General features: G+C 54.2%; 14 protein-coding genes and 3 pseudogenes. 7 read left to right on the top strand and 10 right to left on the bottom strand.

The window, feature by feature from the left end; translation table 11 throughout:
* Positions 1-75: 75 nt before the first annotated feature.
* A pseudogene (locus tag IC232_RS25500) lies at positions 76-375 on the bottom strand (IS110 family transposase); the annotation flags it as partial.
* Between the two features lie 66 nt (positions 376-441).
* Here IC232_RS25500 and IC232_RS25495 point away from each other — a divergent pair.
* A pseudogene (locus IC232_RS25495) lies at positions 442-1,144 on the top strand (transposase).
* A 122-nt stretch (positions 1,145-1,266) separates the two neighbouring features.
* Here the strand turns inward: IC232_RS25495 and IC232_RS25490 are convergent.
* The 9 genes and pseudogenes from IC232_RS25490 to IC232_RS33405 form a co-directional block, all read right to left on the bottom strand.
* Positions 1,267-2,070 (bottom strand): glycosyltransferase family 2 protein, encoded by an 804-nt coding sequence (locus IC232_RS25490; RefSeq protein ID WP_190847764.1) that lies wholly within the window; start codon positions 2,068-2,070, stop codon positions 1,267-1,269.
* Positions 2,067-2,912, bottom strand: coding sequence for a sugar phosphate isomerase/epimerase family protein (locus IC232_RS25485; RefSeq protein WP_190847763.1), 846 nt, complete (start codon positions 2,910-2,912; stop codon positions 2,067-2,069). Before IC232_RS25485 ends, IC232_RS25490 begins: the two co-directional genes overlap by 4 nt.
* A gap of 11 nt (positions 2,913-2,923) precedes the next feature.
* Positions 2,924-3,712: an NAD-dependent epimerase/dehydratase family protein gene (locus tag IC232_RS25480; protein ID WP_190847762.1), complete on the bottom strand. Its 789-nt coding sequence runs from the start codon at positions 3,710-3,712 to the stop codon at positions 2,924-2,926.
* Positions 3,709-4,752 carry a glycosyltransferase family 2 protein gene (locus IC232_RS25475; protein ID WP_190847761.1) on the bottom strand — a complete coding sequence of 348 codons (1,044 nt, stop codon included), beginning with the start codon at positions 4,750-4,752 and terminating at the stop codon, positions 3,709-3,711. Before IC232_RS25475 ends, IC232_RS25480 begins: the two co-directional genes overlap by 4 nt.
* On the bottom strand, positions 4,749-5,810 hold the full coding sequence (locus IC232_RS25470; protein WP_210335504.1) for an FAD-dependent oxidoreductase: 1,062 nt from the start codon (positions 5,808-5,810) through the stop codon (positions 4,749-4,751). Before IC232_RS25470 ends, IC232_RS25475 begins: the two co-directional genes overlap by 4 nt.
* Positions 5,811-5,815: 5 nt before the next feature.
* The gene (locus IC232_RS25465) at positions 5,816-6,208 is read right to left on the bottom strand and encodes a GtrA family protein (protein ID WP_190847759.1); all 393 of its coding nucleotides are present in this window, start codon (positions 6,206-6,208) and stop codon (positions 5,816-5,818) included.
* Between the two features lie 192 nt (positions 6,209-6,400).
* A pseudogene (locus IC232_RS33415) lies at positions 6,401-6,802 on the bottom strand (IS5 family transposase); the annotation flags it as partial.
* 15 nt (positions 6,803-6,817) lie between these two features.
* Positions 6,818-6,964 (bottom strand): hypothetical protein, encoded by a 147-nt coding sequence (locus tag IC232_RS33410; protein WP_409564971.1) that lies wholly within the window; start codon positions 6,962-6,964, stop codon positions 6,818-6,820.
* A 48-nt stretch (positions 6,965-7,012) separates the two neighbouring features.
* Positions 7,013-7,192 carry a transposase gene (locus IC232_RS33405; RefSeq protein ID WP_409564970.1) on the bottom strand — a complete coding sequence of 60 codons (180 nt, stop codon included), beginning with the start codon at positions 7,190-7,192 and terminating at the stop codon, positions 7,013-7,015.
* Between the two features lie 210 nt (positions 7,193-7,402).
* Between IC232_RS33405 and rfbB the strand changes: the two genes are divergently transcribed.
* From rfbB to IC232_RS25430, 6 genes are all read left to right on the top strand, one after another.
* The gene (gene rfbB / locus IC232_RS25455) at positions 7,403-8,464 is read left to right on the top strand and encodes a dTDP-glucose 4,6-dehydratase (protein ID WP_190847758.1); all 1,062 of its coding nucleotides are present in this window, start codon (positions 7,403-7,405) and stop codon (positions 8,462-8,464) included.
* A gap of 64 nt (positions 8,465-8,528) precedes the next feature.
* Positions 8,529-9,083 (top strand): dTDP-4-dehydrorhamnose 3,5-epimerase, encoded by a 555-nt coding sequence (gene rfbC, locus IC232_RS25450; RefSeq protein WP_190847757.1) that lies wholly within the window; start codon positions 8,529-8,531, stop codon positions 9,081-9,083.
* Positions 9,084-9,331: 248 nt separating this feature from the next.
* A complete protein-coding gene (gene rfbA / locus IC232_RS25445; protein WP_190847756.1) occupies positions 9,332-10,207 on the top strand; it encodes a glucose-1-phosphate thymidylyltransferase RfbA in 876 nt (291 codons plus the stop codon).
* 248 nt (positions 10,208-10,455) lie between these two features.
* A complete protein-coding gene (locus IC232_RS33400) occupies positions 10,456-10,842 on the top strand; it encodes an integrase core domain-containing protein (RefSeq protein WP_190847755.1) in 387 nt (128 codons plus the stop codon).
* A gap of 214 nt (positions 10,843-11,056) precedes the next feature.
* Entirely contained in the window at positions 11,057-12,043 is a 987-nt protein-coding gene (locus IC232_RS25435) for an NAD-dependent epimerase/dehydratase family protein (RefSeq protein ID WP_190847754.1), read from the top strand.
* A gap of 21 nt (positions 12,044-12,064) precedes the next feature.
* Positions 12,065-15,049 carry a glycosyltransferase gene (locus IC232_RS25430; protein WP_190847753.1) on the top strand — a complete coding sequence of 995 codons (2,985 nt, stop codon included), beginning with the start codon at positions 12,065-12,067 and terminating at the stop codon, positions 15,047-15,049.
* The last annotated feature ends 42 nt before the right edge of the window (positions 15,050-15,091 follow it).

Genomic DNA, 15,091 nt, shown 5'->3' with positions numbered 1-15,091 from the left:
ACCGAACGGCCTTGGCTCATCATGTCCATTGGCCTGCGCGACTGGGCTCACCAATGCTGATCAGTGGGACTTGGTATCAGCATCACGGAAATCGTTCTTGTGGCTCTTGCGGAAGGGCTTCACGAATTGGGCAGGGATCAGCTTCACGTCATGGCCCAGCGCCAGCAACTGACGGCTGAGATGATGGGCGCCAACACAGGCCTCCATGCCAATCAGGCAGGCCGGCATGTTGGCCAGCCGAGCCTCGACCTGGCCGCGCGAGAGCTTTTGGCGCAGGACAATGGCGCCGCGAACATCCAGACCGATCAGGTGGAAGCTGTTCTTGCCGATGTCGATCCCAAGAGTGGCGACTTGGTAAAGCGGAGCTGTGGGCATGGCTCAAGTCCTTGTGCTAGGCGCCCCTGCTGCAGGGTGCGCCGGTAAGCACGGCCGGTCCATCCCATTAGCTTCTCCTTGGATCTGCGCGTGCGGGTGGCGGCCTTTGTCGAGGCGGGCCATTCCTGCCGGGCAGCAGCCCGCCACTTTGGGGTCAGCGACAGCTGCGCCATCAAGCTGATGCAGCGCCAGCGGCAGTCTGGCTCCCTCGCGCCGGCCCGTCAGGGCCGCCCGCCGGGAGGCGGCAAGCTGGTGGCTTATGAGACTTTCCTGATCCAGACGGTTGAAGCCGAGCCGGTCATCACCATGCCATAACTCGCCGCAAGGCTGCTGGCTGAGCATGAGCGCGCACTTCGGTCACTGGAAAACCCACACGTTCTTAGCCGGTCTGCGCTGTCATGAGCTGAGCGCGTCGTGGGTAATCGATGGTCCGATCACCCGGTTGGCGTTCGAGGCTTACATCGAGACACAGCCCGCGCCGACCCTCAGAACAGGGGATGTGGTGATCCTCGACGACCTCGCCGTCCACAAGAGCGAAAAAGCCGCTCAGTGCCTAAAGCGACGCGGAGCCTGGTTCCTGTTTCTACCGGCTTATTCGCCCGACCTTAATCCCATTGAACAGGCCTTCGCCAAGATCAAAGCGCACCTGCGCAAGGCCGAGGCCCGAACCTTCGACGCGCTCTGGCGCGCCCTCGGCGACATCTGCGACTTGTTCGAGCCGCAAGAATTCTGGAACTTCCTCAAAGCTGCCGGCTATGCGTCCTTTTAGCCGTCCGATGCTCTAGCGTTTCCCAATCAACCTGATCCGACTCAACCTAGTCAGGTCCCTACCTGAACAAATCATCCCGGAACGGTCGTCTTATAATCAAAAAGATTAATCCATCGAGCGGCCTACGGTGCGAAGCGTCCCCGAACTGCATCGAACAATTCGCGGAGCATGGCAAGTCGACCACGTAAACCAGCAATTTTGGTAGGCGTTCTACCTTCTGGAGGGTACCAACGCCTTACTGGCACTTCGCAAGCCCGATAACCGAGCTGCGGGATGCGTACCGAGAGATAGAAGAGGAGATTATAATCCATGAAGACATCGCGGAACGGCGCTACACGAGAGTCCCGGAGTACTCGTTCCGAATAAGCACGGAAGCCATTTGTAGTGTCCGTAAACCTATAACGTGCAGCCAAGCTTATGAGCGGAGCGTGAATGAACTTACCTGCGACTTGGCGATCAAAAGGTGTATTCACTGCTTCGCCGCCTGGCTTGTAACGTGAGCCTTGGACAATGTCATAGCCCTCATCTAGAGCGCTCATGAACAGGCGAATTGCCTCAACACCGTCCTTGCCGTTGCCGTCCACGGTAATCACGCCTTCATAGCCACGTGCCAGAACCCATGCATATGCCATACGCAGCTGCGCACTAAGCCGCCCCTTGCCACGTTTTATCAGAAGTGTATTGACACCGGCGGTGCGCAAAAAATCAGGACTGAGTGACCCGTCGGTGGAACCACCATCGGCAATGATAACATCAACTGGAAGAGCGAGACTTTGGATTGTTCGCAGTTGATCGCGGATTCGCTCTCCCTCGTTGATAACGGGAATAACTAACGCGTAGCGGCCGGACCGCGCCTCGAGCACGGTCTCTTCATAATCTGGAATAGCCCAATCTGCGGGAATATGAACTGATAGCTGACTTGTCATGTGGTGGTGCGCGTCCCGCGATAGAGAGAATGGGCCAAGGCGTAGGCTCGCTGTAGATCTCTGATCCAGTCGCCTGCCGCCCTCATTTCGATGGAGATCCAGTGCGGATATGTTGAGTTCTGTAGAACTTCAGCGACAGCAGCGTGGTCGACGCCAGTGGCGCCAGTCGGCATAAGATTGGGCTCGCTCACATGAAAGTGGCCGATGCGGTGCTCTACCTGCTGGATGATCCCCGGATCCTCTCCGTTGGCAAAGATCGTCCCTGTGTCGAGTTGCATAGCGACGCCAGGCATGTTCACCCGCTCGACAAGATCGAAGGCTTCCTGGGTTCGTGTCACAAAGCGGCATTGATATAGTGGAGGATTCGCTTCGAAACAGAGATCCACGCCTTGCGACGCGAAATGCGGTGCCACCCGCTGAAAGAATGTCACGGCGATCTCCAGGGCCGTCGCGATGGGAAGGGATCCCGGATCCCGCAAAGTTGGTGATCCGAAGACGCAGGCGCGCGCGCCCAAAGCTCCGGCAATTTCTGCCACCCGTCCGAGATGAACGGCCATTCGCTCTCGGGTTTCTGAGCTTTCGAATAGGTGAGCTCCCTGCACTCCGAACAGGATCGCTTGGAGTGCCGACACCAGGAGCCCTTTATCCTCAATCTTGCGACGATACGTTCTCACAATTTCTAACGGGACAGAGTGTATGTCCCCGAAGACCTTCGCCGGAGCTAGTTCGACTCCGTCGAACCCTAGGTCTCTAACGACCTCAAGAGCCTCGTCATCCTGATCAGAGGGCCACGCGATATTTGAAACCGACAGCTGCCGGTACTGTGCTGGAACAGCTCCCATTCTTGCCCTCGTCAGACCGCAGCCGCACGCATATGGCGCACGCCATCGATATAGGTGTGGAGTGCAGCTAAAACTTCATCGGCATTCATCACGAAGCCGTCTCGCCCTCCAAAGAACTCTGCATGCTGGGTGCGCAGATTATACTTCGGTGCGGGAAGAGCAAAGGGCCCAACCTGAGCACCAGGGAAGAAGGTTTCGATGATGTCACGCATAAGAAGTGGCGCCGTAAAGAGGTTCACAAGCCGCAAATCCGCAACTGAGGCTCGGGCAAGGTCTTCATTCAAACGGGAAACTGGATACCACTGGAAGGCGCCGGCTGGGTTGATCCTATCGACACCATTGTCGTTCAAGAGATCATAAAGTGCGTTCTTCTTTAGACCTTGTCCGAATAAAGCAGGAAGCCGCACGATGAGATTGTCTCGGAACCGTTCCTGAACCCATGACTCGACCGCGAGGCGATGGCGTCCATAGGCGTGGTTTGCAAGGTCGCCGAGCGCCGCATCCTCTGTGAGCGGCTGAGACGGTTCAGGGTAAACATCAATGGTTGAGATCAGAACGAAGCGCTTGGTCGTCGTTTGCGTGAGGACATCGAGTAGCTTTTGAATCTCCAGCCAGTCCTGCGCTGGTTCCTTATTAGCGAGCCACTTCGTCGCCGAGATGCCGGCGCAGACGACTTCATCATAGGTCTCGCCGGCCATCTCAGAGAAGTTGGAGGAATTATAGAAATCAGTGTACTTGCCGTCCCGACGAAGATTGGATCCTACAAACCCGGTGTGGCCGATCAGGGCGCGACGACTCATTGGGCAAACTCCGACTGAGGTGTAGTGGGCGACTGCTCACGAGGCGCCCCAAGCTGTAAAGATCCATCTGAACCAATAACATTAAGCCGTTCGGACTGTCGCCTCAGAGGAGAGCGGATTTCACGTACTATGGTGATTCTCTGCCTGGGTGCCATGGAGCGATACATTTTCAATACGTACTCGGCAATCAGAGCAAACATCACCGAAAACAGGAACATCATCACTGAAATCTGGAGCGAGAGCGTCGTCCAGCCCGGCATAACGTCTTCCTTTAGGAGAAAGATCAGGATTGTATAGATGCTGTTGATGATAGCGAAGAGCCCTCCGATGAGAGCAGTCCCGATTACAGCCCGGAGTGGTACGGCGCTCGCATTAAGAAGCCCCCGAAATGCCTTTCGAAGAGCACGCCACGGAGTCGGCAACTTGAGGTCGCTGAGCGGCAAGCCGATGACAGTCTCTCTCGCACCTGGGAATGTGCCCGAGAAGTCCAAGGATCGTAGCGCAAACTCGCCGTCGAGAAGGCTCACCATATAGCGTGCCGCAGCACGACTGTAGACCCGAATTCGAGGAGCCGGCCAGTCGACCCGCGTACCGCTAATGACCGTATAAAGTTTGAAGTACATTCCGGCAATGCGGCGATAGGCAGGGGGGATATCTTTAATATCGCGGGCACCTGCAAAAACAACTTCATACGGACCTGCCTTCTCCAGAACGCGGGGGAGACTTGCGACTTCTTCCGCTGTTGGCGATAGGACCACGATCCAATCCCCCAGCGCGTGATCCATGCCGGCGAGGACTGCCGTATCGCGATCGACATGCTGCGCTAGGAAGTGAATAGTGACGTTGGGAACTGCCTCTGCGATGGCTTGGAGTTGCTGTGTGATTTCGACTGAGACGTCATTGGCGACCACCACAATCTCGAGATCCACGGAAACTGTGGCCAAGGTCGCTTCAAGGCTTTGGAAGACCTCGAGAGGTGGCAGGCGCTCCTCGACCACTGCAATCGCACTAATGGCTTCAAATTTTGGATTGTCGGTCATCGGAGGAGCCACGGCTGCTGTTTCAGATAGGCAAGGACGTCGTAAATGTTATCGATCTTCGAGCCAAGCACAGAATACATCCTGTCTGAATCATCCGACCGCTCGAACACAATCGGGCGACTGTCGCTATTCTCGCTCTTCACAAGGATTGTCTTCAATTCGTAGAGGGAGCCAAGATAGGCGCTGGTACGCATACTAGGCATGTAACGGCTCGTATCACGTATCATCATCTCAGCACGAGAGCCGTCGAACCGGAGAGCTGCTTCACCGGCCTCAGTCCACGACATGTGCGGCGTATAACGGACATGTGTCAGAGAGTAGCATGACCGGGATGGAAACGGCATAGAGGAGAAAAAAGGACCATCCATAACGGTGACGGCGCGCCCACTCATCTCTCGAGGCGGCTTTATGAGGGCAATCTCAGTCAGTTCCTTCTTGATCCTGTTGCGCACTCGTATCCCGACATCATCGAGATAAGCGTAAGTGCAATTAAATACGTATTGAGCCCGGACAGGGGTATCGGCTGTGTCTACAATGACGGATTGGTCGTCCCAACGAGAGACCCGGCCTTTCACTCCAAAGCGGCAGTCGACCCCAGCTGCAACAAGCCGGCTCATCATGTTTCGTGCAAGAGCCGAGGCATCAAACGCAATTTCAGTTACACTGAAGCAGGTTTCAATAAGGGCCGGATCGAACAACTCGTTCATGACCTGTCGGTCCTCGCGGCAGGCCGCGCCGATTTCATCACAGAAGCGGGCAAACTGCGAGCCTGTGACACGCGAGTTACAGGCTATGCCATAGATCATTTCGACATCAGGTACGACGGCGAAGGGGTGTTCCTCAACAAAGCGATTGAAGTTTCGCCGTGAACTGATGCCCGTGGTCAGCGAGCGAGGATAATGATACCCATTGTGGACGCGGGCTTGATTGACGTACGAGGCGCGGCGCATAATTCCTGGCTCACGCTCAATAATTTGCACTCGGCCAAAGCCGAGCTCCTTCAGCGCAAGCGCGATGTGACAGCCGTAGAAGCCGCCACCGAGAATAAGGGCATCCACCTCCCTCATACTCCCACCTCACGGTAGGTAAACAACGAATGCCCGATGAAATTGATAATGGGGACCACAATGAAGACTGTGGCCGCGATCACAAGGTAGTGTGCGCCAATGTGGTTGAGGCCATAAGCAATAGTCTGGTTGACGCCTAGTCCCACCAGGACCACTAATAGGAACTTCGCGAAGTTACCCCGGCTCATTGGGGCACGAAAGGTGAATAGAGTGTTACCCAGGTATGAAATGGTGGTTCCAACACAGAAAGCAAAGAACGCTGACGTAAGGACAGACAAACCAAGCCACTCAATGCTCATGCTCATGGTCGCCAAGTAGCTGGCACTCGAGACAAGTCCAACTGCAACAAAGAACATGCCACGATATATTGTATTGGCATGGCTACTCATTACTATCCTCTTAGCCTCACGTTACCGTTATCTTGCACGAAGTGCACCCGTTCTTAAATGCAGCATATATCAAACCGCAAGCCGCAGAGCGCCGCACTCCGCGAGATTTCGGTAGCTTTTATGAGAAGTGGGCAGAGGCGATCTTAATTGGACAGGAAATCTTCTGGTTCGTTTCCTGAAAGCCAGGGCCTGTTAGGTCTTGAGCCAGTCGAGAGTAGCGGCGAGGCAGAGTATGCCCATGAAGGATGAGGCCGTCTTCTCGTAGCGGGTTGCAACAGCCCGCCACTCTTTGAGCCTGGCCCAGAGCCGCTCGACCACATTGCGGTTGTTATAGATCCAGTCCGGACAGGCGACCGGCGCCTCATGGCGCTGTGGTGGGATCGCCGGTTGGGCGCCCATGTTCCAGACATACTCGCGAAAGGCATGGCTGGTGTAGCCGCGATCTCCGATCACCCACATTGGTATGCCGGGCAGGCTGTCCAGCAACGGAACGGCTTGCGGCAACTCGTGTGCCTGACCGGGCGAGATCCGAAAGGCGATGGCGCGTCCCAGACTATCGGCGATCACACAAGCCTTGGTGCCATAGCCGCCACGAGCCCTTCGACAAGCTCAGGATGAGGCGACCAAGAGCTTCACGATCATCTCGTTGAGCTTGAGAGGCCCATTTTGGCGAGCCCCTGCCGCCTTCTGGTGGGCCCGCACGCTCGTGCCATCGAGGAACATCATCCCGAGCTTGATGCCCCGCTCCTGAACCAAGCTCAGTAAACGCTCCCAGACACCCGCCCTGGCCCAGCGGATGAAGATCTAGGCGGCACGCCGCCAAGGGCCCAACTCCTCCGGGATGGCCCGCCACTTGGCACCGTTCTGGTGCCGCCAGAGAATGGCCGAGACGGTGCGGCGCAGGTCCTGCGGTGCGGTCTTGCCTTTCGGTCGGCACGCCTCGATCAGGGGCTCCAGCAGAGCCCATTGTGCATCGCTGAGCATGGCTCCTCCTCGGTCAGGAAGAGCAAAACACCAAAGCATCCAATCCGTTCAAGCGACAACCCGCCCTAGCTTTGCAGACTGCCATGCTTCACGTCGCCTTTCTTTTGTTCTTTTGTGACTGCAGCGCAACTTGCAAGCGCGGTACAAATTTGATAGCGCCGGGCAAGTTCAGCAATTTCACTAGACCTTCGAACCGCGGCGCAGTCCTTTATGAAGAAAAGATACTTAGTTACGGGCGGGGCTGGCTTTATTGGTTCGGCTGTTGTCCGCTTGCTCATTCGCGACACTGTGGACCAGGTGCTAGTTGTCGACAAGCTCACTTATGCGGGCAATCTGGACTCGCTGAAGCCTGTTGCTAGTGATTCGCGTTATGGTTTTGTGCAGGCCGATATTGCCGACACCGAGCGTATGGGCTCTGTCATCAATGAGTACCAACCTGACGTGATCATGCATCTGGCTGCGGAGAGCCACGTTGACCGCTCAATTGATGGGCCGGGAGAGTTCGTTCAGACAAATGTAGTGGGCACTTTTACTCTGCTACAGGCTGCTCTCGGCTACTGGCGAGCACTTTCGCCGGAGCGACAAGCTTCGTTCCGCTTCCACCATATTTCAACTGATGAGGTATTCGGCTCGCTCGGGCAAGAGGGCTTCTTCCACGAGGAGTATCCTTACCAGCCGAGTTCGCCCTATTCGGCTTCGAAGGCTGCATCCGATCACTTTGTTCGCGCTTGGTATCACACCTATGGCCTGCCGACCCTAGTGACGAACTGCTCAAATAATTACGGTCCGTACCATTTTCCCGAGAAGCTCATCCCGCTGATCATTCTCAATGCTCTGGAGGGCAAGCCACTACCTGTCTACGGCAAGGGGGAGAATGTGCGCGATTGGCTCTTCGTGGACGATCATGCAAGGGCATTGATACGCGTTGCCGAGGCGGGACGCCCGGGAGAGACCTATGCCATTGGCGGGCATAATGAGCGTCGCAATATCGACGTGGTGCGTGCAATCTGCGCCTTGGTCGACGAAATGGCGCCTAGCACTACCATCGGGCCACGGGAAAGTCTCGTCACCTATGTGAACGACCGGCCTGGGCACGATTTGCGGTATGCCATTGATGCTTCCAAGATCGAGCGTCACCTCGGCTGGCGTCCGGCGGAAACATTTGAGTCTGGGTTACGCAAGACGGTTGAATGGTATATCGCAAACCCTGAGTGGTGGGAGCGCGTGCGAACCGGTGTCTATCGCGGCGAGCGCCTTGGGGTCGCCGTTTAGCGATGCATAACCGCACCTGAGCGGCGATTGCAGTTGCTCATAGAACAGCCTCGCGGAGGGTACGTTGGACATCTATTCGACTGCGATCTCGGACGTGAAAATCGTTAAGCCTGCGCGGTTTAGCGACCACCGTGGCTTCTTTTCGGAAGTATTCAACCTCGAGAAGTTCGCGCGGGTTGGCATTCGGTTGAACTTCGTCCAGGATAACACCTCCCTATCTGTGGAACCTGGGACAGTTCGGGGCTTGCATTTTCAAAGCCAACCATTCGCTCAAGCCAAGCTTATCCGGGTCGGTCAAGGCCGCATTCTTGATGTCGCTGTTGACATTCGGCGCTCGTCGCCAACCTTTGGTCAGCATGTTGCGGTCGAACTTTCTGCCGAGAACGGTCTACAGCTCTTGGTTCCTGAAGGCTTTGCTCATGGCTTTTGTACCTTAGAAGCCAATACAGAGGTCATCTACAAGGTCACAAACTACTACTCATCCGCTCATGATCACGGTCTTGCTTGGGATGACCCAGTGCTTAGCATTGCATGGCCTGTTACGCACGAATCTGCTGTTCTATCGGAAAAAGATCGCTGCCATTCCCGATTGGCCGATCTTCCGCACTATTTTGACTAGGACGCCAGAGGTGGAGTGTGTGCATCATTCTCAAGCGCGCAATGGGCCAAGCAGCTTGTGCGCGAGAACATCAATGCCGCTTTCCTTGGAACCTCTATCGGCCACATCAGCGCCACTCAAGTCTCGACAGAGCGTCTCACGCTTCTGAGCCTTTGGGTCGGTAATCGTCATGAACGCCGACGGCTGTATAGGATTGGTTCAATTCAATACCGATGCGTTTTAAGTACTCTCGACTGAAGGAACATAGAATGAAAGGCATTATCTTAGCTGGCGGAAGTGGAACGCGTCTCCACCCATTGACGCTTGTGACCTCAAAGCAGCTTCTGCCGGTCTACGATAAGCCGATGATTTATTACCCGCTTAGCGTGCTGATGCTTGCCGGGATTCGTGAGATCCTGATCATTTCGACGCCGCACGATATGCCACAGTTTCAACGCTTGCTTGGCGATGGCTCCCAATGGGGCATGCAGTTCGACTACGCCGTCCAGCCCAAGCCAGAGGGACTTGCACAAGCCTACCATATCGGCGCGGACTTTGTTGACGGTCAACGATCAGCTCTCATACTAGGGGATAACATTTTTTACGGACACGGATTGCCCGAGCTTTTGGCTTCTGGGCGTAACCGTCAAGTTGGCGCGACAGTGTTTGGGTACTACGTGAATGATCCTGACCGATATGGCGTGGTCGAGTTCGATCATTCAGGGCGCGCAGTTGCAATCGAGGAGAAGCCAGTGAGCCCACGCTCTCATTGGGCGGTTACTGGCCTATATTTTTATGATGAGCAAGTCGTCGACATCGCGGCAAACCTGAAGCCGTCAGCGCGTGGGGAGCTAGAGATCACGGATGTCAATCGGACTTATCTTGAACGCGGCCTTCTCAGTGTCGAGCGGATGGGGCGCGGTTTTGCGTGGCTCGACACCGGCACGCACGAAAGCTTGATTGACGCGAGCGCATTCGTAAGAGCGCTTGAGCAACGACAGGGGCTTCGGATTGCTTGTCCAGAAGAGATCGCGTTCTCCCTTGGCCTTATCAGCTCTGATGAATTGGTGCGCTTAGGTGAGAGGTTAGGAAAAAGTGATTATGGGCGCTATTTAATGAGGGTCGCTCGAGAGATGTCGCACTAAGGGCTATTTGGTAGCGAATTATTGCTAAGATCAGGTGCGTCGCGCTACTGAGGAGCATACCTGGCGTTTTGCCGACCTACGACGAGTTCCTTATCGCAGGAGGATGTGTGTCAATCCGTCTACAAGCCAATACAAGTCCGGATGTCCAGAGCGAGATTTCCCACTCTCACGAGCCCATAGGCGTGCTGGACAGCACTTTGGCGTGAGCACCGAGACCGCCCGCAAGTGACGCAGGGGCGGGGTCATAAGTGCCAAGATCATGCAGTCGGCCGCGCACAAGCTGCTCGGGCAAGCCTGCTGACAACAGCTTCGTCGAGGCGCTCAACGGCACGGTTCGCACCGAATGCATCGTTCAGAACTGGTTCTTGTCTCTGCCCGACGCCAGGCTAAAATGTGAGACGTTCAGAAACGAGTACAAGTGTGAAAAACCGTACAGCTCGCTCGGGCATAAGACCCCATTCGAGTTCATGAAACCATCAGAACTCCCAGCCAACCGATGGGGTCATGATGCCGAAAGTTCCGCTCGGCCGTGGTCCAGCGTTCGGGCAGGTCTACATGAAGCCGGAGGTTCCGAATGGCCGTGGTCCAGAGTGCGAGGCAGGTACAACAGGCCCAAAGAATTGCTTGGCAACTAGATTGCATCATGGGTTCCTGAGAAGGAGCGCAAACTTGCTCCGGCGATTGCTGAAACATTGGCGCACCATACTCGTCATGAGAAATAAGGGTCGTACGCGCCAACCAGAAACGTTGATTTGCTGTAGGCGTTTTTTAGAGTCTCAATGATCGCGTTCTTGACGCTTCTCGTCCGGTAATGCATTGCAAGAATGTCGTGCAAGGTCTAAAGATCTTATGTTAATAAATAAGCTTCATTCAACCAATCATCAGGATGTGCCTCGGTCCCTAGGTGACGCGACCTGTGCAATTCTCGGTGGCGGTGGTTTTCTTGGAACGAACCTTGCTTTAGCTCTCCAACAAGGTGGTGCAAGAGTTCGCGCGATTGGTCGACGTGAACCCCAATTTGAGGCAATGCGTGGAGTAGATTGGCGACAAGGTGACATCACAGATATATCATTCCTCGCGACTGCATTGGATGGATATGATACTATATTTCATTTAGCGCAAGCTTCGACACCGTTCAGTTCCAACATCGACAAAATCGGTGACATCGAGCGAAGTCTCATCTCGACCGTTCGTCTCCTTGAACTTTGTCGGGAGGTGGGGGTGAAACGGGTGATATTTCTTTCTTCTGGGGGCACAGTGTACGGCATTCCGAGCGGACTTCCTGTCCGAGAGACGGCCCCAACTCACCCGATAACTTCATACGGCATTAACAAACTTGCCATTGAGAAGTATCTTGCGCTTTATGAAAGGCTCTATGGCTTGGAGTATCGGGTTATCCGGTTAGCTAATCCATACGGTCCATTCCAGCTTGCTTTAAATAATCAAGGTGTCGTTGCAGCGTTTGCATTGCGTGCTCTCCGTGACGAGCCGATCGAAGTTTGGGGTGATGGCACAGCAATTCGGGACTTCATCTTTGTTAGCGATGCTGTCGAGGCGATTATCGCAGCTGCAACCCATGAAGGTGATGCCCGCATTTTTAATGTGGGTAGTGGCGTTGGAAGAAGCATCTCCGAGGTCTTGGGTGCGCTTGAGACCGAACTGAATCGCCGCTTGATAGTTCAGTTCCGCGATTCACGCTCCTCAGACGTTCCGGCTATAGTTCTCGACATCAATCTCGCGGCAGAGGAACTTGGCTGGACCCCAGCAATAGATCTTTCAAGCGGGTTGCGGCGAACAATTGAGTGGTTATCCACTTACTTACGCACTCACGTATAACTCTGGTTCGAGCGGACAGACATGAATATTCGAATTGCCTTGAATAATGAGCCGATCGAACTTCAGGACGTGGATGCGATCACACCCGCTAGTAAATACCTAGCTACTCCCAGGAATAACTTCGGTTGTCAGTCTGCAGCGAGAGCTGTGGTCGAAATTTTTAGTGATACTACACAATCTGATGTTATTTGGCAGGTTGACGTCTACAATGAGGCACGAGTAGTTGCTGAGCAACGCGGGCTGCAAAATGTCATAGATGTCGGGTGCGGTGGCGGGGACAAGCTCCATTATTACTTCGACAAGTCTGCGTTTAACACAGTTGGAATTGACTTTCTCAACTCTCTCGCGCGCGCTAGAGAGCAGTACCACGATAGGCGCTGGATCGCATGCGATATTACGCAGAACGCCGAGCTAAGAAAAACTTTTGCAAGTCTGCGGGAGTACTCGCCGGCGGTGGTCATTTTGAGCGACGTGATAGAGCATATCGTTGATGTTCGCCCTCTTCTTAGCGAGCTTCGTTCATTCATGGAGATGGATGAGCGCTCTCGTTTTATTGTCTCGACACCTGATCGTTCGCGCCTAGAAGGCCGCGATCCAGACGGTTTCCCGCCGAACCCAGCCCACGTCCGAGAGTGGAGTCTCGATGAACTCGTCGCACTGTTTGCTTCTGCCGGCTTCAAGGTTGAGAGGGCTGGCCACACGCGTGCGAACCAGTTTGATGATCACTATTCGACATCTTTCTTGGAACTGTCCTTCAGCAAGTCGCGCTACCTCACATGGTTGCGGGAGCAGGGTGTCATTCGGCATGATCTGGAACCATCCCATTTGTTTATAACAACCGAGTTCCAAGGCCTTGGACCGTCCGGAGGGATAGGTACCGTTGTGGATCAGCAGCGGCGAGCGTATGGGGCAGAAAATGCTTTAATTGTCCACATCAATGACACTCCTAATCAAGCCGCCGACCGGTATGAACATGGAGTTCTCTCCACCGCAGATCTGTTTGATGATCCTGGCACACTCAGCCTGCCGTTTGAGGAGCAAGCTTTACACGCAGTCCAACAGCTCTTATTCTTCTTCCCAAGTTTAAAAACGGTTCAATATCAAGACTATACTGGCATTGGCTGTCGAATTGCACAGGCTGCTGCCGCTGGCATGCTGCCCGACAGCCTTCGAACGATCGTGCATTGCCATGGTGCGGTTCACTATCTTGAGAATGGGCAGGAAGAGTGGATCGGACTTCCTGGATTTGGGCGAGCTGAGCGCGAAAAGATTGCTATAGAATTATCACGTACCGTCGTTTTTCCGAGTCGCTTTTTGCGGGATCTCTATGCGGAGGCTGGCATTGCAGCTGATCATGCAGATCGGCGAATACTTGGGTACCCCTACGACTTTCCTCTCGCAAAGTATCGGAATTACCGGAAGGCTGACACACTTATTTTTGTCGGCAAGCGCACCCGGATGAAGGGCTTTCTGCTTTTTTTGGATGCGCTGAGCAATCAAGGTCTTGAGCAGGTACTTGAGGCGGGCATAAAGCGTATCATCATCATCGGTCCTCTAACCGACGAAGACTCAAACGCTCGGCTCCAACTCGAGCGGCTACGGCATGTTTTCGAGATCGAAGAGCATATACGACTCAGCCGGACAGAACTGCTCGAGTTCGCGGAGCGCTGGATTGATCGGGCGATCTTTGTGCTTCCCTATATGGCAGATAATCAGCCTCTCACAATACTTGACATTGTGAGCATTGGCGGGTTGCCCGTGATGTTAAGGGCGGGCGGAGTTCCTGAGATGCTGCCAGACTCCTGTGCACCGTATTTGTTGGCCGAACCAAATGCGAGCGCTCTGCGAGAACGAATTCTCGATTTGATTATGGCATCGCCGACAACCCGAACTGATTATGCGAGACGTCTAAGAAAAGGCACTGTTGCGATGCAGCAGCAGATTCGTCAGGGGATCTTAGAGCTTGAAACGGGTGAGTCATCGGCCGCGTTTCTCGATCCACATAGTATCACAGCTACGGTCGTTATCCCGTTCTTTAATACAGACCTAAAATATATCCGCGATCTCGTCTGGGCCCTTAATCATCAGACGATCCCCCCAAAAGAGGTTCTTTTCGTTGATGATGCCTCCGAGACATCAGCGGTCGACGCACTTGAGGAACTCGTCAGTCGCGAGCTTAAGTTACCTTGGCGACTGATCAAGCATTCGATCAATAAGGGTCTCGCGGGCGCTCGCAACACGGCTCTCTTTTCGTCTGAGAGCGAGCTTCTGCTAAACATCGACTCGGATGATATTCCACACAATAACTTTGTGCGGGACATTGTTTACTGTTTTTCAAGGGATCCTGAAACTGTTGTAGCAGTGCCTTATCTCGAGGCTTTCGATGATGATACAAACTATAATTTCTACCCGCATGTAGGCTATGTATATCGACCAATCGGAACAGGTCTAATTGCAGGGCTGACAGATAACCACTTCGGGCATGCAAATTCCGGGTTTAAGATTGATACACTCCGAAACATCGGTGGATGGGATGAGAGCGACAAAACAAAGTATGAGGACTGGGCACTCTATCTGCGCTTAGCCGCGAGGGGCTGTCGGATTAGTATCATTCCTCAAGCTGGTTGCCTTTACCGAGTTCGATCTTCTTCAATGGTGCGTACATACAATACTTGGCCTGCATGGAAGCGGCTTGCGCGAAGTATAGATGTTCTACCCAGATATGAATCTTTCCGATTGCAAGCGTTAGCCCGCGATTACCTTCGCGTGAGTCAAGCTGAAGGAATGTTGCGGGATGAGCTTGCTGCGCTGCAGAGAGAGCGTGACGAGTTATTTGCTGAACGGCATGCACTTCAGGTTCAAGCTCATCGTAGATCCCATCGCATATTGAACGCTATAGATCGCCGGCTCAGAGCGCACCCTCGGGTTTTCCACTACACATATACAGTTTTTGTTAAAAGCTTCATTTGGGGAGGCAAGCTACGTCGCAGGTTGAGACGAAATTGATGTACTGCATGGGGCGATGCGGTTTGGAGAGTGAAGTAATCA

The organism is Microvirga sp. (assembly GCF_014699075.1).
Taxonomy (GTDB): Bacteria; Pseudomonadota; Alphaproteobacteria; order Rhizobiales; family Beijerinckiaceae; genus Microvirga.
Note: the sequence above shows the minus strand (reverse complement) of the source record. Positions and strands in the feature narration are given on the sequence as shown.

Bases quoted from the DNA above. Each gene is read 5' to 3' on its own strand.
- IC232_RS25430 (WP_190847753.1), top strand. From the start codon at position 12,065: ATGAATATTCGAATTGCCTTGAATAATGAGCCGATCGAACTTCAGGAC.
- IC232_RS25485 (WP_190847763.1), bottom strand. From the start codon at position 2,912: ATGGGAGCTGTTCCAGCACAGTACCGGCAGCTGTCGGTTTCAAATATC.
- IC232_RS25465 (WP_190847759.1), bottom strand. From the start codon at position 6,208: ATGAGTAGCCATGCCAATACAATATATCGTGGCATGTTCTTTGTTGCA.
- IC232_RS25480 (WP_190847762.1), bottom strand. From the start codon at position 3,712: ATGAGTCGTCGCGCCCTGATCGGCCACACCGGGTTTGTAGGATCCAAT.
- IC232_RS25435 (WP_190847754.1), top strand. From the start codon at position 11,057: ATGTTAATAAATAAGCTTCATTCAACCAATCATCAGGATGTGCCTCGG.
- rfbB (WP_190847758.1), top strand. From the start codon at position 7,403: ATGAAGAAAAGATACTTAGTTACGGGCGGGGCTGGCTTTATTGGTTCG.
- IC232_RS25475 (WP_190847761.1), bottom strand. From the start codon at position 4,752: ATGACCGACAATCCAAAATTTGAAGCCATTAGTGCGATTGCAGTGGTC.
- rfbA (WP_190847756.1), top strand. From the start codon at position 9,332: ATGAAAGGCATTATCTTAGCTGGCGGAAGTGGAACGCGTCTCCACCCA.
- IC232_RS33405 (WP_409564970.1), bottom strand. From the start codon at position 7,192: ATGCTCAGCGATGCACAATGGGCTCTGCTGGAGCCCCTGATCGAGGCG.
- IC232_RS25490 (WP_190847764.1), bottom strand. From the start codon at position 2,070: ATGACAAGTCAGCTATCAGTTCATATTCCCGCAGATTGGGCTATTCCA.